16 protein-coding genes are annotated in these 21,921 nt (G+C 42.3%); 3 read left to right on the top strand and 13 right to left on the bottom strand.

Annotated elements, in window-relative coordinates:
* Positions 1-33: 33 nt before the first annotated feature.
* From AB3N61_RS11910 to AB3N61_RS11890, 5 genes are all read right to left on the bottom strand, one after another.
* Complete coding sequence (locus AB3N61_RS11910) at positions 34-627, bottom strand: energy transducer TonB (RefSeq protein ID WP_020771049.1); 594 nt, start codon at positions 625-627, stop codon at positions 34-36.
* Positions 624-1,043 (bottom strand): ExbD/TolR family protein, encoded by a 420-nt coding sequence (locus tag AB3N61_RS11905; RefSeq protein ID WP_020771021.1) that lies wholly within the window; start codon positions 1,041-1,043, stop codon positions 624-626. Before AB3N61_RS11905 ends, AB3N61_RS11910 begins: the two co-directional genes overlap by 4 nt.
* Positions 1,044-1,046: 3 nt before the next feature.
* Entirely contained in the window at positions 1,047-1,466 is a 420-nt protein-coding gene (locus AB3N61_RS11900) for an ExbD/TolR family protein (protein ID WP_036090623.1), read from the bottom strand.
* Positions 1,467-1,498: 32 nt separating this feature from the next.
* Positions 1,499-2,311 (bottom strand): MotA/TolQ/ExbB proton channel family protein, encoded by an 813-nt coding sequence (locus AB3N61_RS11895; RefSeq protein ID WP_020771039.1) that lies wholly within the window; start codon positions 2,309-2,311, stop codon positions 1,499-1,501.
* 178 nt (positions 2,312-2,489) lie between these two features.
* Complete coding sequence (locus AB3N61_RS11890) at positions 2,490-4,544, bottom strand: glycosyl hydrolase family 5 (RefSeq protein WP_367899094.1); 2,055 nt, start codon at positions 4,542-4,544, stop codon at positions 2,490-2,492.
* 771 nt (positions 4,545-5,315) lie between these two features.
* On the opposite strand from AB3N61_RS11890, the gene AB3N61_RS11885 reads away from it, so the two are divergent.
* On the top strand, positions 5,316-5,705 hold the full coding sequence (locus AB3N61_RS11885) for a nuclear transport factor 2 family protein (protein WP_367897676.1): 390 nt from the start codon (positions 5,316-5,318) through the stop codon (positions 5,703-5,705).
* 162 nt (positions 5,706-5,867) lie between these two features.
* On the opposite strand, the gene AB3N61_RS11880 is transcribed toward AB3N61_RS11885, so the two are convergent.
* From AB3N61_RS11880 to AB3N61_RS11860, 5 genes are all read right to left on the bottom strand, one after another.
* Positions 5,868-8,822 carry a TonB-dependent receptor domain-containing protein gene (locus AB3N61_RS11880; protein WP_367897675.1) on the bottom strand — a complete coding sequence of 985 codons (2,955 nt, stop codon included), beginning with the start codon at positions 8,820-8,822 and terminating at the stop codon, positions 5,868-5,870.
* 29 nt (positions 8,823-8,851) lie between these two features.
* On the bottom strand, positions 8,852-9,469 hold the full coding sequence (locus AB3N61_RS11875; RefSeq protein ID WP_367897674.1) for a hypothetical protein: 618 nt from the start codon (positions 9,467-9,469) through the stop codon (positions 8,852-8,854).
* A gap of 53 nt (positions 9,470-9,522) precedes the next feature.
* On the bottom strand, positions 9,523-10,755 hold the full coding sequence (locus AB3N61_RS11870) for a hypothetical protein (protein WP_367897673.1): 1,233 nt from the start codon (positions 10,753-10,755) through the stop codon (positions 9,523-9,525).
* Between the two features lie 134 nt (positions 10,756-10,889).
* Positions 10,890-11,201, bottom strand: a complete 312-nt coding sequence (locus AB3N61_RS11865; protein ID WP_367897672.1) for an LIMLP_04285 family protein — start codon at positions 11,199-11,201, stop codon at positions 10,890-10,892.
* Positions 11,202-11,373: 172 nt separating this feature from the next.
* Positions 11,374-13,062 carry a putative bifunctional diguanylate cyclase/phosphodiesterase gene (locus AB3N61_RS11860; RefSeq protein ID WP_367897671.1) on the bottom strand — a complete coding sequence of 563 codons (1,689 nt, stop codon included), beginning with the start codon at positions 13,060-13,062 and terminating at the stop codon, positions 11,374-11,376.
* A gap of 538 nt (positions 13,063-13,600) precedes the next feature.
* On the opposite strand from AB3N61_RS11860, the gene AB3N61_RS11855 reads away from it, so the two are divergent.
* Positions 13,601-14,722 carry an alkane 1-monooxygenase gene (locus AB3N61_RS11855; protein ID WP_020770213.1) on the top strand — a complete coding sequence of 374 codons (1,122 nt, stop codon included), beginning with the start codon at positions 13,601-13,603 and terminating at the stop codon, positions 14,720-14,722.
* 131 nt (positions 14,723-14,853) lie between these two features.
* On the opposite strand, the gene pepN is transcribed toward AB3N61_RS11855, so the two are convergent.
* The 3 genes from pepN to AB3N61_RS11840 are packed head-to-tail and all read right to left on the bottom strand — an operon-like array spanning position 14,854 to position 19,256.
* Positions 14,854-17,400, bottom strand: a complete 2,547-nt coding sequence (gene pepN, locus AB3N61_RS11850; RefSeq protein ID WP_367897670.1) for an aminopeptidase N — start codon at positions 17,398-17,400, stop codon at positions 14,854-14,856.
* A 2-nt stretch (positions 17,401-17,402) separates the two neighbouring features.
* Complete coding sequence (locus tag AB3N61_RS11845) at positions 17,403-18,662, bottom strand: MFS transporter (RefSeq protein ID WP_367897669.1); 1,260 nt, start codon at positions 18,660-18,662, stop codon at positions 17,403-17,405.
* A 9-nt stretch (positions 18,663-18,671) separates the two neighbouring features.
* On the bottom strand, positions 18,672-19,256 hold the full coding sequence (locus AB3N61_RS11840; protein WP_367897668.1) for an NUDIX hydrolase: 585 nt from the start codon (positions 19,254-19,256) through the stop codon (positions 18,672-18,674).
* A 641-nt stretch (positions 19,257-19,897) separates the two neighbouring features.
* Here AB3N61_RS11840 and AB3N61_RS11835 point away from each other — a divergent pair.
* Positions 19,898-21,919 (top strand): ATP-dependent helicase, encoded by a 2,022-nt coding sequence (locus AB3N61_RS11835; protein ID WP_367899093.1) that lies wholly within the window; start codon positions 19,898-19,900, stop codon positions 21,917-21,919.
* The last annotated feature ends 2 nt before the right edge of the window (positions 21,920-21,921 follow it).

Genomic DNA, 21,921 nt, shown 5'->3' with positions numbered 1-21,921 from the left:
TCTTACGGAGAAGAAAGAAGAAGATCGATCGTGTTAATAGAGAGAGAAATTTACCGGAATATAAACTTTTACTGTAATCGATTTTCCGTCCGCTTTGGAAGGGGAATATCTTTTCTTATAAAAAGCCTCAACTGCTGCATCTTCTAATCCGTAACCTAAGGATTTTCCGACGGGTTTAACTCTTAGAACCTCTCCGGTATCTGCAATAATTACTTCAAGAGTGACTCTTCCGGTAATACCAGCAGATCGAGCTTCATCCGGATATTTAGGAGTAAGATTCGGAGTAAGATCTATCGGCTCCGTAGCGCCTAGTAAGAGTGCATCCTGAGCTCCTGCGATCCGAGAATCCTCTTTTTTCTTGATAGTATCTGTAACTTCGAATTCTCCATCATCTGGAGCTTCTCCCACATTCGGATCCTGGATCACAAGATTCTCCACGAAAGCGACTTCGTCGATCAGCTTATCCAGGTGATCATACGTAGTAGGAGGAGTGTACCAGAAAAGAAGTGCTGCGATTTGTAGAACAGCGGAAGAACCTAAGAAGGTTTCCATTCTGTAACGGTCCACAAATCTGCGGAGACCGGACTTTTTTTTGGAAGAAGGAGGAGGAGAAACAACTTGGTTCATTTTAGACCTCCTCCTTGTGTGGTTTTAGTAACTAGAGAAATTTTTAAAGCGCCTGCTTCTTTCAAAAGTTCGAATACATTGTCCAGGTCCGCGTAATCCAATTCTTTATCCGCGTGGATCAGAACTTTCAGATCCGGAGTTGTTGCAAGTTTTGCACGAACATTATTGATCGCTTCATTCAAGGGCATCCTTACTTGGTTGAAGTATATGGACTTCTCCTTATCCGCGCTTAAATATAAATTTGCGATTTTTTTATTAAGCTGCTCTCCACCGGGTACATCCGGAAGAGCGATGGGAAGATCGGGGTCCGTATCCAGGACCGAAGTCACCATGAAGAATACCAAAAGAAGAAAGGCGATATCGGCCATGGAGCTGACCGGAATAGAAGGTGGAGCTTTTTTCTTTTTAAGTGCCATATCTTATTTTAATCTTTTTACGGAGACTTGTTTAAATCCTCTCAACTGCACGGCAGAAAGAGCATCCAGCATATTTCCGTATTTTGTTTCACCGGTCGTTTTGATCAGAGCGACTTTCTCATCGATGTTGGGGATCTCCAGATCGTTCAGATCTTTTCTGAATTCCTTCAGATCCTTGTAATCACGAGTTCCGAGGACTTTATTCCTCATCTTGATCGTTTCGCCGGCCACCAATATCTCGTAGATATTCTCGCGTAATACTAAGGTAGGGTTGGAGTTTTTTCGGGGAAGTTGGATATTTAGTCCCTCCTTCACGAAAAACACCGCGGTCACCATAAAAAATACGAGAAGAAGAAACGCGATATCCGACATGGAAGAGGCGGAAATTTCCTCCAAACCTCTTTTTTTCCTAAGCTGAATCATATTCCTGTCCTAATAAATTGGAAATACTAAGCTTAAGCTCTTGCGTTACGTTTCAGGAATTCTTTATAAATTCTGTTTGCAGCTTCTTCTACTTCGGAAGTAAATCCGTCGATCCTGGAAGTCAGGTATTGGTGGAAAGTCATCGCCGGGATCGCGATGATCAAACCGGCCGCGGTGGTGATAAGAGCTTCTTTGATACCGCCCGCTACCACTTTTGCGTTCACTTGGTCCGCGTTTGCGATCGCATCGAATGCGTTGATCATACCGGAAACTGTTCCTAAGAACCCGATGAGAGGAGCGATAGTCGAAACAGCCGCTAAGATCACAAGACCTCTTTCCAGGACCACGATCACTTCCGCAGCTTCTCTTTCGATACCTTTTGCGAAAATTTCAGCGTTACCCGCGGAAACATCGATACCGTTTTTCAGAATGTCGGAAATTTTATAAGAAGGATTCGCTTCGATAAATTCTTTCGCACCTTCGAAACCTTTTTCATCCACCTTCTCCCCTAAATCTATATTAAATCCTTTCGGAAGAAGTTTGGAAGTAGTGAGAAAGTAGATCCTTTCGAAAATAATTCCGAGAGCGATGATGGAAGAGAGAGCCAATGGATACATCGTCCATCCACCCTTATTGAACAGATCCACAAATCCCCATGTTCCGCTTTTTTCGACCGGGGCAGGTTGTTCGGCAGGTTTTTCTGCGGACGGTTGTTCGGTTTTATTTGCGTCGGTAGGCGCAGCATCTTGAGAGAAAGTAGGTAGAGTTGCAGTAAGAACGAATCCTCCTACAAGTGCAATGGCGATCCATTGACGTAGAGAGAGATTAGTATATCGATTATGCATAGCTTTCGGAAGCTCCATAAGAAGTAATGAGACATTTTTACGAGATTTGAGTTACATATTTATTACGAAGCGGTTACGGGTTGGTTAGTTTGGGAGCGTAAGGGTCGCATTCCATTTTTCGGAGTTTTGATTGATTCCGTTTTGTAACCAAAATTAGGAATACGACCGTTTCTAACGATTATTTAGAAGGATAACCTCCGTAGGTCATTTTTCCGATCATATAGATCGGACTCTTCTTTTGTACCAAAACTCTTGTTTTGAGCTCGTTTTGGATGGATGATAGAAGAGTATCCGAATAGCTGGTTCCTGCCGCATCTACTGCTACTAGGAAGTGAACCGAGTTCTCCGGATCTTCATCCGCATCCAGATCGTCCCAAACCGCTAAAATATTTCCGGAACCGTTCACTCTACTCGGATCAGGGAAAAAAACGGCTTCGTTGGATCTATTTTGGGGGCTTGTGGGAATTCCTTTATTATAGATTACTTTGTCGGTGATCAGAACTAGATCGGAACCGGAAAAATGAGGAGGAATGTATACTTCCGTAGGAGCATCGGAACGTTTACCTGTCCAGATCACTACGATAAATCTTCTATCTCCGAAATGATTTGTGCCGGTATCTGTAGTCCGAACCGCTCCCCATTTAAAGACATTATTCCATGTATCATATCCGATCGTATTATAATAGAAACTCATGAGAGAACCTTGGATCTTTCTTGGATAACCTCTTTGTAGGACGTGATAGTCCATATTGGATTTGGTTCCATAATTTCCGATTACGGAGAAGTCCTCGTCGTTCCAAGCATCCTTAGCGGTCAGAAGTTTGGAAGTATTACCATTCATGTATTCTTTATGATTATCGTAATAATAGTCCCAATGCCATTCCGTACCGGACACGACAGGGTTATAGAAATCGGCGAATCGAGTTTTCTTAGACTGTTGCTGGTCGGAGATTTCCATGGCTTGGTAGACTCCGCTGATTAAACGTGCAGTGTCCTGAGCTCCTACTCCTTTCAATTTCATTCCGAACTCGCTTAAGAAAACGGGAATATCCAAAAATCTAGCTTCTTTTCTTATCTCATCCAATGCTTTGAAATAAGTTCCATTGTCGATCCCCGTTAGATCCAAACTCAATCTACCTGCATCGTAAAAGTGAGAATTAAAAACAAAACCTTGGCCAGGTTTAGAAGTCAAATAACCTCCGCCTGTCGCAATTCCGCCGAAGTTGGTATTCCAAAATACCATCGGCTCCGCGTACACCCATTTGTTTTCCCAACCGTTTTGGTCCAAGGATTGTCTTACCTTATAATAGAAAGGCCAAAGTTTTTGGTTGTCCCATTGAGCGGGCGAAAGGCCTTCCATACCTCCGTCTGCCGGTTCGTTGAATGGATCCAGTCCGAGAACATAATCGAACTCTTGACTAGATAAGTTATTTTTAATATAGGATAAAACTTTTCCGATCTGCCAGATATATTCCGTTTGCATGTTCCTAGTACCATTGGGAACCGAGATCGGGGCGTTATTCCAAAAATTACGGAATCCTCGGCGGACCGCTTCGTTGGTAAAAAGATTTTGGCCCCAAATAAAACAGATCCCGCAGGATTCCTGAGGGTAAGATCCGCCTGAAATTATCCACGCAGGAGCTCCGTTTCCGGTATACCAAGAACCTTTATTAAATAAATATCTGGAGAATAAGTCCTGGTGATAATCCAATAAGATGTACATTCTGCGCGCTGCGGCCGCTTTAAGTTGAAGGATGACAGCATCCAGATATGCATAGTCGATCGTATCCACGGAAGGATGGACTCCTTCCCAAGCGATTAAATATCGAACCATATTGGAGCCTGCAGATTGACCAAGAAGAGAGAAAGCATTCTCCGCATCCGCAGTATTTCGAAATGGCTTAAATCCATCGGAAAGAAGTTTCGTATTCCCAGCTAAATTAAACCCTCTGAAATACGTTTCCCTTCCTAAACCATCCACGAAGATCCGATCCGTTGACCCGGAATAAGATTTTGTTCCCAGTAGAATTTTCCGATCGGATTCGGAACCTATATAATCCAGAGAGTGAGAAACGGTTGCGGAGTCTGTTGCGGCATTTACTTCGTATTTGTTTGTTTGTCCTTCCGATTCGGATATGTTTAACAAAGAAAAAACGGAATTATCGATATTGCCTGAGCCTACGTTCCCACAAGAAGAGAAACAAACAATCATCAATGCCATTAGTATTTTCATATAGAGCTTAGGAGTCATGTGTAGCGATCTGAGATGAAAAATTTCGAATGGAAAGAAATTTTTAATGAAGTGGAAATTAATTTAAAAAAGACGAACTTATTTATTCATCTCGTTATTTTTTATTAATCGAGAGAGATAAGTGAATTGTAAGAGAATTATTTCAGTCGTGAATTATGATGGAGTAGTGATTTTAAAATTTGGACTATGGTGAGCGGCTGATGTGTGGAGCCTGCTTCTGTTTGGGAAAACATGTGCAAAAACCGCCAAGCGAGAACAGTCAGTGTTTGCTGTAGTTCAAATAGAATGAAGCTTGGATGGTTCCGATTCAAAATTAGTTTTTTGTGATACGGGATTTTTTCTTTAAAGTTAGTATTTACATCAGATGGCTTTTATTTACTTACAATTTTGGTGTTAATACTTCATGTTCTTTACTTTAGATGTTTTTGTTGCTTATGTAAGAGAAGTATAATTCATTCATTTTATACATTTAAGAAAGGATAATCGGCCGAAACAAGGCAGGAGTTTTGCTGAAACTCTTATAAAGGAACTAATTTTCTAATCCCGGACGGCAGTAAAATCAATTAGAAGAGTCTCGCAGCTCTCAGGTCTAAAGGGGGAGGGCCACATTTGGGATTACAATCCTGGGTGGAATGAATGCGTTTCTCCATACTATTAAGAATACTAAGGATTTAAGAAATGTGTATTTTTTGTTGACTATCTGAGTGTAGAATAAAAGTGTGTATATACACATATTGGAGTGTTCGAGGCTATATGAATACCCTGGAAAAAGAATGGTTGGAAAATTTTATTCGGTTTTGGGCGGCGCCTCAAAGCCGGTTTGAATTATTGCGTTCCCTATTTGCAGAAAATATCAAATTGATTGCACCAGGAACACCAACAGTGCGCGGGTTGAGGCGTGCGCTCATGTTGTTTGAAAAAACATTCCAAGAGATGCCTGACCTGCACGCAACTATACATCGTTATGCATTTAGAGACGATATATTATTCATAGAGATGACTTTCATGGCGACCATCGCGGGTGAATCATTCGCTTGGGATAACATTGATCGGTTTTTGTTAGCTAATGGAAAAGCTTTGGAAAGAAAGGCATTTTTTGATCCAACGGAATTGCAGAGACGTATCGGTAATCATTCCAAGTGAACTTGATTAGCATTTTGGGGAATTCCATGCCCCCATAAAAGTTTCACATGTAGACCAGTTCTAAGAAATTGTCTCCTTGCTAACCGAAGAGAGTATTCAAACTAATTTCAAAAAAAAGCCCTGCAACTATAGCAGGGCTTTTTAGTCGGAGAAGAATCCGAATTACATTTTATAACTTGCGGAAATCGAGATAGAGATACCTTCCCTATATTTGAAATAGGTTTGTTCTACCCCGTATACGTTATCCACTTGAGTCGCTTTGAACATAGTGTTGGTAATATTCCGGACCGCAAATTTTAGATCTAGATGTTCTCCTTTTTGCCATCCGTAGATAAAATCCAAAACGCCAGCGGGCTGATGAATAGCGTTTGGCAAACCGTTTCCGCCGACGACGACTATCCTTTCCGAGAAATAATTATAGTATAATCCGAGACTATGGTGTTTTTCCTTATCCGGAAAGTAGGTAAACTTAAGATTGAATACTCTTTCAGATTGTCCTTGCAGGGATCTTTTAATATCCGTAGGAGCAAGTCCAAAAAGTTCGGAATAAATGGATACATATCCGAGTCTTGCCGCGTAGTATTCGGATTCGTTTAGAACGGTTACCTTTGATTTAATGAAGAATAGATTTCCTTCGATCCGGAAATGATTCCAGAAATCTTTTCTATAATCTAACTCGATCCCTTCGATATCTCCTTGCTTTGCGTTTGCATAGGTATATCGAACCTGCGGTTGTCCTGCTACAGGGATACCGATTTGCTCGATAGGATCAGACATTCTCTTTTTGAAAATTGCCGCTCCGATATAATCGGTTGCGGTCATATACCATTCGTATCTCAGGTCGTAGTTATGTATGTAGGTACGATTTAGGTTTGAATTTCCTTGCACTCGGTCCGCACCGAAATACGGAGTAAAAAAGAAGGGGGATAATTCCCGAAGATCCGGTCTGGTTACCGTTTCGGAATACCCAAGTCGCAAGTTCATATCTTCTTTAAATTCCCAGGTTAGGTTTGCAGAAGGAAGAAGGTCCCTTGTTCTTAGATTTCCTATCCCGTTATTATCCGCCTGGCAGATCCCGTTCGCAATAGAGTATTCTCGGATTACGCTGTTTTTTATACTACAGCCGCTTCCGTAAATTTGAGAAAGAGAAGTTTCATACAGATAAGAATCTTTTAAAGCAAACGTTGCAACCGACTGACTACTATCTTCATATCTAGCTCCACCTAAAAAGTTTAGCTTGGATGCGATAGGCATTTCCAATTGAGCAAAATAAGCATGTAATTTTTGTCCGGCATTGTACGCATTATTATCTCCGAACCTTTCTCTAAACTGTCTATCTCCGTTCAGTAAGGTAATTGGGTTGAAAGTGATCTCTCCTGGTACCGGATAAAAGTCGATCGCACTTGGTGCGACGGCTAAATTTTCCTGAAATTCCCTAAATCGGAAAGTTTTAGTCCGATCCAAAGCCATTCCTCCAAACTTAAATTTGGACTGTAAACCGTCCCATTGTTTGAAAGGAATCGTATATTTCGCGTTTAAGGAAGCAACATCGTCGATTGTATTCGAAAAGTATCGTTGTCCATCCGGGTTTCCGGCCCTTCTCGGAATACTATTAGTACTTAACCAAAGTTGATTTCGTAAATCCGGTTGGTCTCTATCTGCTCTGGCAAAGTTTCCATGCCATTCGAATTTATGAGGTCTATCTCCGAACGGAGTCCATGCATGAGTTCCACCTACGGTTTGGTTGATTAACGTTCTGCTAGTCCATTCCAAGGATTGGCTGATATAGTTGAAATTATCCACTCCGTTAGCTCCGGTGGCATTTCTAACTATCTTATCCGACTGGATTGTATAGAGTAATTTGTAATAGATCTGTTGACCTTCCTTTAACTGAAAGGTGACATTCGCGTTATTTCCGAAATTTACTTCTTCGTTCCAGGTCTGGACATCTTCTCGTTTCAGCACCGCTAAGGAGGTAAAATCCGTTAAAAGAGGACTTACAGCATTTTGAGCTTGGAATCTGCCTTCCACACTTTGACGGTACCGAAAGTTTCTGGAATAAGTAGATCCGACTAAAACTCCGATCCTCATGTCTCCACTTTGGTTTAATTTATATGTATTACCGAATGAAAAATTAAATGATTTATCCCAAGGAGCGGTGATTTCTTTAGAAGACCATTCATTAGAAAAACCTGAAACAGCCATAGTACTAACGGTTTGTTGCGATAAATTGCTACTCGGTGCAAAAGGAATAGCGTCCGGAAGGGCGCTTACAACTCCAGGGAGCTTTTGGTTACTACCTGTCATCCCCAAAATGTTCGCAGCCCCACCACCTTCAAAAGTCTGGAAGGGACGGCCTGTAGTAATACTATTATAACCTAAGCCGAAACCCATACTTGCTTCCATTTTATCCGGGTAGTCTTTTGTCTCAATTTTTACTATACCTCCTGAAAATTCTCCGGAATCTTCAGGTGCGAAAGTTTTGATGATACGAATGTTTTTGATGACACTCGCTGGAAATAAATCCAAAGGGATCACCCTTTTATCCGGTTCAGTCGAAGGAACCACGGAATCGTTTAACACGGTAGTCGAGTATCTTTCACCTAAACCCCTTACAAAAACGAATTTTCCGCCCACAAGTGTAATTCCGGTAACCCTTCTAAGAACATCCCCTGCGGAGGAATCCGGACTTTTTTTAATCGCTTCTTCCGAGATCCCATCGGACACAGTCCCGGATTTTTTCTGCAATTGCAATAGAGCAGACTCTGATTTATTCAACCCTCTCCCTTGCACATTTACAGTATCCAAAGTTTTTGCGCCTAAGGTAACATTTAAGTTTACCGTTTTGCCTGCTTGGATCGTAACATCTCGGACTACAGGATCATATCCGGAATATTTGAATTCCACCTTATGCTGTCCCGGGGGAAGATCCATATTGAATTTTCCGTCAAAATCCGTACGCATCGCTTTACCTGCGGATCGAACGATGACTGCAGTCAAATTAAGAGCATCTCCCGAATCTGCGTCTATGACGGTTCCTATTAAACGCCCCGTAGCCTGAGCTTGCAAGACCGTCGTTGTTAAAAACAGCGAGAGAATGGCTAAGTATTTTTTCATCTGATGTGTTTTCCCTGGATTATTTTTTGTCATGGAGCGACGATACAAACTTTGTATCTTCCACCTGTAGATAATATGGATTTGATTTCTTCTAAGGAAATGATCTTCCCTGATGTGGAAATTTTGACTTCTTCCACGGAGATCATTTCGATCGCGTTGTGTTTACGAGATTCTTTGGTCCGTATTTGGACAGAGGTATCCGGTGTTTGTAATGAAATCGGTTCCTTAAATCGGGAGCGAATTCTGGCAATCCCCATCGATTGTCTAAGGTGAAAAAAATTCTCCCTTTCCTGGGGCTTCATATACACCATCCCGTATCTTTCCAATAGGATATTGGGCATAAGTATATTTTCTATTTCGTGAGCAGTGCAGATCGAGGCTGGAAATTCTGTTTTTGAAGTTAAAATATCATTTAAAAAAGTGCGAACAGCGTCTTCAGGATTTGCGGCAGAATGATTTAGAGTGTATTCTGCTTTGACTTCGGCTAATAAACGAGCTATATATTTTCTTTTCTCTTCGGGTTGATTGGAGTATGTAGAGAGAACATCTTCTTTGTAGCTGTCCAAATTTTTCCCACAAAAGGAAGAGAATGAGAAGGAGAAAAGGGCAAAGAGTAAAAATGTTCCTGAGATATTTTTTTGTTTCATTCTTTCGGTAAAATCGGTCCCGACCTCGGGACCGATTTTTTAGTTATTCGAAATTAATTGGCTCTATAATAGGTCCAACCGTTATACCATTGTCCGTCTGAACCGTTTCCACCATTAACGGAAGCATTCAATAATGTGTAGTTCGGTACTGTTGAGAATTCACAACTGGAGTCTTCGCCGGTGGTTGTGATTGTTGCATCCGCATCGGCTGTAACGGAAGAAAAAGCTGTCGTAGCAAAAACATTGGTGAAGCCTACAGTAGTCGCAGGACCGCCGCCGCCATTAGCGGAAACCTGACCGTTACCGGAGGATCTTTGTACCATTACACCGTTAGAAAGATTTCCTTGGAAGCCTTCTCTGAATCTTGCAATTTGGGAGCCGGAAACGACATCCGGTATACCTACGAGGGTAAAGTTAGTGATAGTCGCGCTAAATGAATCGTCACGATAGCCGGCTACAGGTGCGGCTCCATTTGAGGCAAATCCATCCATCTCAAAATTTCGAGGATCGGCGGAATAGACTCCTCCGCAAGCGGATGGGTATTTATGGGAGATGAACTCGGTAACAGTTCCGCCGTAGGCTTCGTCTAAGTCCAAGTCGTCATCCATGGTACCAGTAACAAGAATATGATCCATATTCACGCTTCCACCCCAAGCTTCTATTCCATCATCTAAACCTCTATGAATTTGAACGTATGAAATAGTAGTTCCACTTCCAACTCCATACATGGAGAGACCGTTTAGTTCATCGTTTGTTGAAACTTCGTTACCTGCAAATTCGATCCGTACGTAGTTTAATATTCCGGAATTATCAGTTTCAGTTGCGGCAGCAGTAGTTAGTCCGTATGGTTGTGGATTTACACCTTCTGTTTCCCCCGCAGCTGCGCCGGAAGCATTCCCAACGATTACGATACCACCCCAATCCCCAGGTGCGCGAGAACCTACATCAAAACCGGATGTAAATACAATTGGGGAACCCGCTGTTCCATCTGCGAAAATTTTTCCACCTTGGAGTACTAGGATATATGATCCTGGAAATCCTTTAACCGTGGTTCCGGCAGCTACGTTTAGAGTGCCTCCGTTTTCAACGGTCACGATTCCGCATAAGGAAACAGTTCCGGACCAGTTATCCGTACCTGTGATACTTCCCGATTTGCAACCGCCGCTCAATAAAGCTAAGAATGCCGCAGAGTCATTTGATTTACTTGCCGGTGGGCAATTGATGTAAGTTATAGAAAGTGCAAAGACCGAAAAAACACTAAGCACTCTTTTTATTTTTGTTTTCATAAACAAAATATCTCCTTCGAATGATCCGAATATTCGCTTATTTGCGCTGAAATGTTTTCGAACCTACAATAGAACATAATCCTTTATCTTTACGTACACGTTACGTCTGGATTAGAGTTGGATTAAAAACTTGGTTACCAAGGTAAAAGAAGGAACAATAGTCCGAACCCGCCAAGGATCCCGTAATCAGTATATCTTTCCTTATCAGGATAGTTTTCCTGTTCCTTTTGTTTCCACTCCACAGGTTTGGCTTCTACAGTAACGGACGTTCTGTCAAAACCTCTACGGGAGCCGTCTTCGAACTCAACGATCACACCCTGTTCCGTCTGAGAGGTTTTTACGTTCTCGATCACTTCTTTGGTTTTGATATTGGTCACGGTGTCCGCAGAAAGGGTCCCCAAACATATTAGAAAAATTGAAATTGTAATAAAAGTTCTCGTAATCATAATGTAATACTTCCGATTCGCTCTATCCTCCTTATGGAAAGTATGGATACTCCTGCAATTCGATTAAGGAGAGAACTGTTACAAACAGATTAAATGTAATAAAGGGAAAGGCCGGAAAGTTTGGATTCGGATCGATCGATGCGGACCAGTCGATCTGTTGTTAAAAGTTGTTTTAGGTTTGGACGAACTTCTCCAATTCTTCCAAAAGGATCGGTTTACTTAAGAAATATCCCTGCGCTTCATCGCAACCCAGATCCTTGATTTTCCGCATTTGAGCCTCGGTTTCCACACCTTCCGCGGTGATTCGAAGTCCTAAACTTTTTCCCAAAGCAACGATCGTTTTGGATATTGCCAAAGAATTCGGATCCGTTAGAATTTTGCGTACGAAGGATTGGTCCACTTTGAGTGTTTTGAGCGGAATTTTACTTAAATAAGAAAGGCTGGAGTAACCTGTTCCAAAATCGTCCAAGGCGAGGGAAATCCCCCAGGAATGTAACTCTCCTAAAATTTCCAAAGCTGGCTGCGTATTGGTGATTAAACTCGATTCGGTGATCTCCAATTCCAGATCTTCCACACTCAAATCGTTTTTCTCCAAGATATCTAAGACCTTCTTCGTGATATTCTTATCTTCCAATTGTTTTACGGATAAATTCACCGAGATACGGATCGGGGGAATTCCTCTTTTTTTCCAATTTCCTAAGTCCTCCATTGATTTGGAAAGGACCCATTCGCCCATCTCAGCTATAATCCCACTTTCTTCCGCGATCGGTATGAAGATAGTAGGGGAGATGAGCCCGTATTCCGGATGTTTCCATCTGAGTAATGCTTCTGCGGAGATCTTTTTTCCGGTTTGTACTTCTATTCTGGGCTGGTACTGAAGGAATAATTGGTTTTTAGATATTGCAAGTCTTAGGTCTTTTTCGAGTAGGTATTTCTCCTTCATTCTTTCCTTCCATTCGGAAGAATAAGTTTGGATCTTTGTGGTCCCCGAAAGTTTTGCTTGGTTTAAAGCAGTCTCCGATTTCCATAAAAGTTGATCGGACGATTTTCCATCATAGGGAAAAACCGAAATTCCAATCTGTATCTCGGAAGAGATCTGATGGTCTACCACATTCAAAGGAGAAGATACGCTGTTTTGGATCTTTCCTGCCCAGATCTCCGAATCCGTTTCTAAAATTTGGGAAGAAGAAGGTGAAGGAAAGAAAGAAAACTCTCCATCTCCTGTCCTTGCCAGGATGGTTTCCGGGCCGAGCATCGTTTCCAATTTTTGGACTAAAGCTCTCAGATATAGGTCCCCTATATGCACACCGAAATTGGATCGGATCTGTTTTAAGTGAGTCGCTTCTAAAGATAGAACAGGAAAACTTAATATTTCCTCTCTCATGGAAAGTTCATGAAGGGAACTACTCAGTCTTTCCAAAAATAGATCCCGATTCGGTAGTCCGGATAAACCGTCATAGTTAGCCATATAATGGATGAGCTCGTCTAACTTGCGCACAGCGGTAACCGTGTCCGCCATCAAGGAACCGGCTTCATCTTGGAATATTGTGGGTAAATTCGGGAGCTCTCTCTCACTCAGATATCTATTCAATGATCTTGAAGTAAGCATCACCGGAGCTAAAAGTTTATGTAAGGCGAGAAGAGTGGCCGCAGTTCCTGCAAGAGTTGCCGCAAGAGCAATCCCTAAAATTTTAAGGGCGGTTTGAAAATCCTGTACGGTGGATAAAATGAAAAATAATAAAAGTGTGATTAAGGGAACATGTGTCCCAAAAAAGGCCACAAGCATAATTTTACTGGAATAGGTTTTAAGAATTCGGATACGACTAAGATAGGAATAGAAATTTAATCCGTTAAGACTCATTAAGGGTTTCCTCGGAATGGGAACGTTATACGTTTTCGCGTGGGGGAAGTTTTTCGTCTTAAGGAAGGTGAAGTTTTCTTCTCATAAACCATGCTTTTGAAGAGGCCTTCCGAAACAAGGATAAAAATCGAAGGGGCTAGACCGAAGTGTGTAGTTGATAATTTATTTTTTAGATGTAGGAGTTCGACAGGCCCACATGTATGAGATTCTTCCACTTGTAAGGGAAGACTATTGTAAATTCTGTAACAATGTTGCGGCAGAACCTCCGTGAACTCTGTCCGAATCAAATGCAAAAACATGTTTCGCACAGAGACACGGAGCACACAGAGAGTTGGAAAAGAGCAAATGTATCTCTACAGTTCCCGCACCATTCCTTTATGATTTCCCGATCCGGCTTATTATAAAACAATTGTTAGAAAAAATATTCGTTTTGAAATTTTTTTCTTGCCTCGAATTCAGCGTATGTTATAATACCAAACGTTCGAAATAAATTAAATCGATTGATTTTCCCGGAAAATCTGGGATAGGAGAGAGAGAAATGAGTGTTGGGAAAAGATTATCCTTTTTGATTGCATACCTAATTCCGGTTTTGGCCGTGTTAGGTTATTATTTGGGTGGATACTATAATTTTTTAACTTTGGCGGTGGTTTTCGGGATTCTTCCGATCATGGACCTTTGGATCGGTCCGGATGCGAGCAATCCTAAGGAAGAAGATGTCCCTGAATTGCAAAAGGAATTCTATTTTAGATTCCTGACCTATGCTTGGGCTTGGATCCAGTTCGGATTGGTGATTTGGGCTCTGTGGGAAGTCCAAACCCAACCTCTTTCTACATTGGAATGGGGAGCTTTTGTTTTAGCGATCGGTGTGAATACAGGTGGGATCGGAATCACCGTAGCACACGAATTGGGGCATAAGAATACAAAGATCGAGCAATGGTATTCCAAGTTCATTCTTATGACCGTATGTTATATGCACTTCTTCATAGAACATAACCGAGGCCATCATGTGAATGTTTCCACTCATGAAGACCCGGCTTCCAGCAGGAAAGGGGAGTCCTTCTTTTCTTTTTATCCAAGAACCGTTTTTGGAAGTTTGACAAGCGCTTGGAATTTAGAGAAAAAAAGATTAGGTAAGCTGGGAAAATCCGTTTGGACTTTGGAGAATGAGATGATCACATCCATGATCATTCCTCTTTTATTTATTTCCGCGGTGACGGGGATATTTTATGCGATCACCGGAAATTTGAACTGGCAGGTGCCTGCATTTTTCTTTGTGCAAAGTTGGATCGCATTCTCTCTGTTAGAGTTGGTGAACTATATCGAACATTACGGCTTAGCTCGTAAGGAAGTTTCTCCCGGAAAATTCGAGAAGGTTTTACCGATCCATTCTTGGAACCAAAACTTTAGTTTGTCTAACGCGTTTTTGTTCCAATTACAAAGACATTCCGATCATCATGCAAACGCAGGAAGAAGATACCAATCCTTACGTCATTTCGAAGAAAGTCCGCAACTCCCTTACGGATACGAATTGATGATCCTTTTGGCTTTATTCCCACCTTTATGGTTTAAGGTAATGGATAAAAAATTAGATGAATGGAAAAAACAACATGGAGAAACTTCGGTAAACTCCTCCGGAAAAAGGGAACCTGCTACCACATAATCCAGTCTAAAATATAGATCTTTTTGGTTAAGAGTTGGAGGCTGCCCTCTAACTCTTCTTTTTTCTTAGGGAATTAGAAAGACCGTTTAGATCTTATAGACCGTTTCAAAAATTAGGTTATCGCTTAGTGTTTAGTCACGGGCTTCAAGTGCCGATAGGCTCTTATACTTTTCCAAAACTTTCAAGGTTCTTTGCATATCGTCCCTCTGCTGTTGGAGATCCTTTCTCAATAATTCCGGTAGTTTTTTATTTTGGTCCAGAAACTCTTGTGTCCTTTTTAACAGATTCGGATCCGGCTCAAAAGAAGGGAACATGAGATGTCCGAATGCGGAGGCAAAATGAGGATCTCTTGTTTCATACACGGAGATCACCGAGTTAAAATACTCCTCCGTATAAGTAACCAGCAGATCCTTTTGGTGATTCCATTGGAATCCTCTCATCCCATATCTTAAAAAATCCGTCGAATCTCCGTCGATCGGTTTCAAAAATCTTTCCCAGGATTCTTTTTTGGTTTTAGGGTCCGGGAAGGAGACTTTTGCTAAGAACGCTTTTTTTGCTCCCAGATCGGTATTGTCTTTAGTAACTTCTTCTTCGATCCGTTTAGAAGATTCCGGATCTCCGTGGGCGCTTAGTCTGGAAAGAATGACCCAACGTCTCTCTTGGTCCATTGCGATCCCTGGAATACTTTTTTTCTGATCCAATAATTCTTTTAAGTATGCGAGTTGTTCGGGAGATTTAGAAGTATTTTCTAATATTCTAAACCATAGGATCTGTTCTTGTTCCGGGTTTTGGGCTAAAAGCGATTTTTGCTTGGCGATACGATTAAGTTGATCGGACCAGGTTCGCTTTTCAGTCTCCGGAATATAATTGTCTATTACCGTCAAAGCTTTGGTAAGTATATGACTGTTTCGAACGGAAAGGTCAGGTTCTTTCAGTCCTTGGTCCAAGGCTAATTCCAAAAATTCCTTGGGAGAAAGTTCCGCATCTCTTACCATCTGCCATAAACTTCCCCATACAACTCTTCTGGAAAAACGATCCTTTAGAGTGTGTAAGCTTCTTTTTAAGATTGGAAGCGATTCTTTACTTAGATAGGTTTTGGCATAGGCGAAGTCTTCGGTGTTTAAGAGTAGAAGGTCCGCTTCTCCGGTATAATTTTCCTCCAATAGGGTTTCTTTTCCTTTTACGAGAACTCTTTTTTTCCAGACTTCTTCCAATACTCCGTTCTTTTCTCGGAATAATGTTGCTTGAAGTGCGTGCGTGCGTAAAAGTCCGTTTGTTGCGGAAGGTCCTTGGTGTAAAAACAATCTACCGTTTTGTCGGACAGGACTGAGAGTGTTGACTCCTGTAGTTTCCAACCATTCCTTACTCCAACCTCGGATATCGATGCCGCTTGTTTCCGACATGCAGGAAAGAAAATCGTTTAGGACTGTGTTCTTTTCGGCATGTCTTTTAAAATAAAGCCGCATCGCATCCCTGAATTTTTCTTCTCCCACGTAGTACATCAATTGGCGAAGAACGGAAGCCCCTTTGGAATAAGAGATCCCGTCGAAATTGCTGATCGCTTCCAAGGTATTTTCCGCTTTTCCGGCGATCGGGTGGGTTGTGGAAAGTTGGTCTTCTCTATAAGCCCATTCTTCCCTTACATAAAAATGTTCTAATGCGTCCGGGAAAATTTTCCCTTTGGACATGGAATAATAAGAAAGATAATCCGCAAAACTTTCGTTTAGCCAGAGATCGTTCCACCATTTCATTGTGACCAGGTTTCCGAACCACATGTGTACCATTTCGTGATACACAGTGTTGGCTCTATTTAGATATTCCGAGTAGATCCGTGGCCCGCGGAAAATATAACTTTCGGAAAATGTGACCGCTCCCACATTTTCCATGGCTCCCATATTGAATTCAGGCACGAATATCTGGTCGTATTTTCCGTACGGATAGGGAATCCCGAAATATTCCTGTAAAAAACCGAACGCTTCCTTGGTGATCGCAAACAAATTCTCCGCATCCATATATTTGGAGAGGGACTTACGGCAGAATATTCTAAGAGGGATCTCTCCCGCTTTATCTTCCCAAACCGCATAAGGACCTACGATGAGAGAGAATAGATACGTGGAGAATTTTTTGGTCTTCTGGAACTTTATGTTTTTATAATTTCCCTGGGTCTCTTCCGATTTCGGGACCGTGTTGTGGATATAGGTCCATTCCGAAGGTCCGGTAATCTCCAACTCGTAAGTCGCTTTTAGATCCGGCTGGTCGAAAGAGGGGAATAATCTATGAGCTTCGAACGGCTCGAAGTCCGTATGCATGTATTCCGCTTTGTCGGAAGGATCCGTAAATTTATGAAAGCCCGAACCGCTATGATCGAAGGCATTTTTGTATTTTACTTTGAGTTCGTTTTTACCTTCCGCTAATAATTCTCCGGATAAGAATAGTGCGGATTCTTTTTTTTCGTAATTTGTTTCTTCTTTACCGTTCAGCCAAAGGATCTCGATCTTTTTGGAAATAAAATCCACTTTGAGTTTCCCTTTTTTGCCGCCGTTGTATACGAATCGGACTGTGGTCTCTCCCTCGTATTCTTGGGATCCTTTTTCTAGTTTTAATTTTAAGGTGTAATCCACTTCGGAGATCTGTCCGGAGCGGAGCATTGCCTCTTGTTGGGTAAGAATATTATCCATATTTAAACCGTTATATCCTTTAGATCCATTTTTCTTAGACGAGGTGCGATCGCGGTAACGATCCCTACCGTTAAAAGAGTAAGAGTTCCTCCTAATACCACGGAAGGGACTAGGCCAAATGCTTTGGCGGCGGCTCCCGATTCGAATGCTCCCAACTCGTTAGAAGAACCTATGAAGATATTATTTACCGCGGAGACTCTTCCCCTCATATGTTCCGGGGTATACATCTGAACGATCGTATGTCGGATCACAACACTTACCATATCGAAGGAACCGCTTACGACCAGGGCTGCGCAAGATAGATAAAAATTCTTGGAGAGCGCGAATACGATCATACAGATCCCGAAACCGAATACGCTACTGAGTAGTATAATTCCGGAATTTGTTTTGGGAGGTTTGACTGCGATAAATAACGCACAAAGCACCGCACCGATCGCTGGAGCCGATCTTAATATTCCGTAATATTCCGGGCCCATTCCTAAAACTTCTCGGGAGAATGTCGGTATAAGTGCAACTGCTCCTCCGAATAATACCGCAAACAGATCCAAACTGATCGCGCCTAAGATCAATTGGTGGCCGAATACGAACTTCCAACCGGTTCCCAAACTTTTCCAGATGGATTCCTTCTCTCCTTGTTTTTCCGGAACAGGTTTGGACGGAACTAATAATAGCAGGAATAAGGAAAAAACCATAATGCAGAAGTCCGCAAGATAAGCCGTTTGTACTCCGTTAAATCCGGTCAGAAGTCCGCCAAGCATCGGACCTAAAACCGCGGAACCCTGCCAAGCAACACCGCTCCAAGTCGCAGCATTCGGAAAAATTTCCTTAGAGACTAATTGGGTTTGAAAAGCTGCGATACTAGGGGATAAAAACCCTCTGCAGATCCCGGAGAAAAAGATCACAGAATAGATCGGATAGACCCAATAATTTTCGATAACCCATTCGAAACCGGGAAGAGTGAATAATAAAAGTAAGAAAGAACTGAAAGTCAAACCGGTGAGTGAAAGGAAGATGATCTTTTTTCTTGGAATACTGTCCACAACCAATCCGGAAAATAGGGAAACTGCAACGTTAGGCACAAGCTCTGCAAATCCTATGAGACCCACGAAGAATGCATCGTGAGTGATATGGTCAATCTGCCAAAAGACCACAGTGGATTGCATAATGAATGAAAGTGTGACCAAAAATTTTCCGGCCAAAAAATTCCTGAATTCAGGGACCTGTAAAGAGACGAATGGGCTCGTGCTTGCGGTTTTTGTCATGAGATAGTTCTACTTCTTCTTTTCTCCGTATTTTAAAAAGAACAATCCGAATGCGGCGACGACCATCCCATGGTGCAGGATATTCTTATCTAAAATTTCGGGGACTTTGTTTAGAGGATATTGATACACTTCTATTTGTTCGCTTTCATCCAGATCCTGTCCACCAGGGTGAGGATAAATATTTCTGGCAATATAAGTATGACACCAGTTATTCAGGATTGCCGGATTTGCGGAAATTTTTCCTAAATATTCCCAATCATCCGAGGCAAAACCGGTCTCTTCTCTCAATTCTGCCTGAGCGGATTCTAGGAGGGAGTTTTTGTCCGCGATCCCACCGGGGATTTCCAGACAATAAGAATGTAAACCGTGTCTGTATTGATCGATCAGGATCACGTTTTCGTCCTGGGTGAGTGCGATCACATTCACCCAATCCTTAGATTCTATTTTGAAAAAATTCCCTGAGATCGTTTTGTCCGGAGAAACTTTCGGAACGGAGACTAACTCGAAAATCGGGGTTTTGAATATGGAAGTTTCTCTTCCTGCTTCCCAGAGATTGGAATCGGGGAGGTAATTTTCTGGGAGGAATTCTTGCATAGTCGAGCTTTCTTCCAGTGTTTTGAAATCCATTCAGATTCGCAAACCTTTGCCTGTACACGGTTGACAAGAAGAGAAAAATCAGGATTATGTCGCTTATACCTGGGGTTCGAAAATCAGGATTTTTCGGATCCAGGGATTATTTTGCCCTCATAAATCGGATGAAAGAAGAAACGAATCAAAGTCTGGAGCTAGATCTGTTTTCCCATTTGGAAATTCCAGAAGAGAAGTCGGAGGAGCCTGGACAAGAGCCGCCGCTCCTCAGCTTTTCGGAAAGTATTTCGATGGAAGAAGAAGGTCCGCAAATGGTAGAAACTCCCGCTCCGTCTCCGCACGAAGAGATACAAGAGGAATCCTACGGTTCTTCTTTTTATGAAGAAGATGATTTCATGGAACCTGAGTCAACGGTAGGAACTCCAGAGCAAGTCGAAGTCTCAATTCCCGCTTTGGAAGAGTCGGATTCCTTAGAAATTCCAATTTCGGCCGAAGTTCCATCGAATTTAGAGGAAGTTTCAAGGGAAAAGGATGTCGACGCATCCGAAGTATCCCCGACCTCCGAAAATTCTAGTTCCGAAGAAAAACTTCCCGCCCCCAAAAGAAAGAGAGAAGAAAGACCGAAAGAGTCTCGGGATTCCGCTTCCATTTTTCAGAGTCTTTCTCCCGAACAAGCCCGCGCAGTCCAAACGGTCCACGGGCCGCTTTTGATTTTTGCAGGTGCCGGTTCCGGAAAAACAAGAGTGATCTCGAATCGGATCGCCCATATGATCCAAGATCATCATATTCCTGCGGGAAAGATCGTTGCATTGTCTTTCACAAACAAAAGTGCCAAAGAAATGGGAGAAAGGGTCCGCAAACTTATTCCAAGGAACTTATTAAAAGGGATCGTACTTTCCACCTTCCATTCTCTCGGGCTCGGAATATTAAAAAAACATATTGAAAAGCTGGGATACAAACATCCGTTCCTTCTTCTGAACCAAGCGGACCAAGAAGGACTTGTCACAGGCATGCTTGTGGCCCAAAAGTTGGAGCCGAAACGTCCTCAGATCATGGAAGTCCTTTCTAAAATTTCCAGGATCAAAAACTCAGGGTCGGATTATTTGGCGGATATGAGAACCTCTATGAATGAGGGAGATCTTTTAGCTGCTTCTCTTTTTCAACAATACCAAGATACTTTAAAAGAACAGAACTCGATCGACTTCGACGATTTGATCCTTCTTCCTTCCAAACTTCTAAGACAGTTCGAAGAAGTAAGAGACGAATACCATAAAAAGTACCAATACTTCATGGTGGACGAGTTCCAGGATACCAACCCGATCCAATACGAATTTTTAAGAGCGCTCATGGGTGAATCGGACAATCTCTGCGTAGTCGGGGACGACGATCAATCCATCTATGCATTTAGAGGTTCGGATGTAAGCTTGATCCTTGGATTCGAGAACGATTTTAAAGGTGCGAACGTTATCCGTCTTTTGGAAAATTATAGATCCACGGATATCATAGTCTCCGCCGCAAACTCTCTCATTCGTCATAATCTTTCCAGAAGATCCAAGGAACTTTTTTCCAAGGTACCCGGCGCCCTCAAGGTGAAGTATGTGGAAAGAGGGGACGAAAAAGACGAAGCGGAATGGGTAGCGGAAAATATCCGAGAAGAGATCATAAAAGAGAAAAGAAAGGGAAGCCAGATCGCGATCTTATTCCGTACGAACTTCCAATCCAGACCTTTCGAAGAAGCATTCCGAGCCAGGGAAATGCCTTACAAGGTGGTAGGCGGTTATAACTTCTTCGACCGTAAAGAGGTCCGAGACTTGATCTCTTATATTCGTCTTATCGCAAACCAAAAGGACGATGCGTCTTTATTACGAATTATTAATTATCCGAAACGGGGGATCGGTGCAGGATCCATTTCTCTTGTGCATGAAAAAGCGGCTCAGAACAAGGAGTCACTCTATGAGACATTATTCCGAGTATGCGAATCCCCCGATTTTATCCCGGATCTGAACCGTAAAATCTCCTCCGAGATCTATAATTTCGTAAATCTGATCGAAAAGGCAAAGAAAAAGTTCTCTTCTTCGCCCAGATTATTTTTCGCCTTACGAGAGTTAATCGCAGATCTGGGACTGGAAAAAGAGATCGTTTTGGAAGAGAAAGAGGAGAAGGTAGCAAAGGCTCGTATTTACAATATGTCCGAGCTTGTGAATATGTTGGCTTTCTTCGAAGAGAACAACGACTCCGGCGAAAAGCCTACTTTATTCGACTTTATCAACCGTTTGGCGATGCTTATGGAAGACGAGCCTTCGGATGAGAAGGAGGACAATCGAGTACAGTTACTCACCATTCACCAGTCCAAAGGGTTGGAATTCGAGTCTGTTTATGTCGTAGGATTAGAAGAGGGAATTTTGCCTTCCGGAAGGGCTACTGTAGAAGACCAATCTGTGGACGAAGAGCGGCGTTTAATGTATGTAGCGATGACTCGGGCGAAGAGGCATTTATGCTTGACAGGTGCCGCCAATCGCCGCAAATTTGGGGAGCAATTGGCCTCCGAGCCTTCTCGCTTCCTTAAGGAGATAGATCCGGAGACTTTGGACTGGCTTTCCAACGAGGAAACCAGGCAGCAGGAGACTAGCGATTTCCTGCAAGAACTCGAAAAATTGAAAATCGGATGAGA

The sequence above is a fragment of the Leptospira sp. WS58.C1 genome (genome assembly GCF_040833995.1).
Classification (GTDB): domain Bacteria; phylum Spirochaetota; class Leptospiria; order Leptospirales; family Leptospiraceae; genus Leptospira_B; species Leptospira_B cinconiae.
This window is presented reverse-complemented; position numbering and strand designations above follow the sequence as displayed.

Excerpts from the sequence above, each read along its gene's own strand:
- AB3N61_RS11910 (WP_020771049.1), bottom strand. The coding sequence starts at position 627 with ATGAACCAAGTTGTTTCTCCTCCTCCTTCTTCCAAAAAAAAGTCCGGT.
- AB3N61_RS11900 (WP_036090623.1), bottom strand. The coding sequence starts at position 1,466 with ATGATTCAGCTTAGGAAAAAAAGAGGTTTGGAGGAAATTTCCGCCTCT.
- AB3N61_RS11870 (WP_367897673.1), bottom strand. The coding sequence starts at position 10,755 with ATGAAAACAAAAATAAAAAGAGTGCTTAGTGTTTTTTCGGTCTTTGCA.
- AB3N61_RS11890 (WP_367899094.1), bottom strand. The coding sequence starts at position 4,544 with ATGAAAATACTAATGGCATTGATGATTGTTTGTTTCTCTTCTTGTGGG.
- AB3N61_RS11875 (WP_367897674.1), bottom strand. The coding sequence starts at position 9,469 with ATGAAACAAAAAAATATCTCAGGAACATTTTTACTCTTTGCCCTTTTC.
- AB3N61_RS11905 (WP_020771021.1), bottom strand. The coding sequence starts at position 1,043 with ATGGCACTTAAAAAGAAAAAAGCTCCACCTTCTATTCCGGTCAGCTCC.
- AB3N61_RS11855 (WP_020770213.1), top strand. The coding sequence starts at position 13,601 with ATGAGTGTTGGGAAAAGATTATCCTTTTTGATTGCATACCTAATTCCG.
- AB3N61_RS11895 (WP_020771039.1), bottom strand. The coding sequence starts at position 2,311 with ATGCATAATCGATATACTAATCTCTCTCTACGTCAATGGATCGCCATT.
- pepN (WP_367897670.1), bottom strand. The coding sequence starts at position 17,400 with ATGGATAATATTCTTACCCAACAAGAGGCAATGCTCCGCTCCGGACAG.
- AB3N61_RS11840 (WP_367897668.1), bottom strand. The coding sequence starts at position 19,256 with ATGCAAGAATTCCTCCCAGAAAATTACCTCCCCGATTCCAATCTCTGG.
- AB3N61_RS11860 (WP_367897671.1), bottom strand. The coding sequence starts at position 13,062 with ATGAGTCTTAACGGATTAAATTTCTATTCCTATCTTAGTCGTATCCGA.
- AB3N61_RS11865 (WP_367897672.1), bottom strand. The coding sequence starts at position 11,201 with ATGATTACGAGAACTTTTATTACAATTTCAATTTTTCTAATATGTTTG.
- AB3N61_RS11845 (WP_367897669.1), bottom strand. The coding sequence starts at position 18,662 with ATGACAAAAACCGCAAGCACGAGCCCATTCGTCTCTTTACAGGTCCCT.
- AB3N61_RS11885 (WP_367897676.1), top strand. The coding sequence starts at position 5,316 with ATGAATACCCTGGAAAAAGAATGGTTGGAAAATTTTATTCGGTTTTGG.
- AB3N61_RS11880 (WP_367897675.1), bottom strand. The coding sequence starts at position 8,822 with ATGAAAAAATACTTAGCCATTCTCTCGCTGTTTTTAACAACGACGGTC.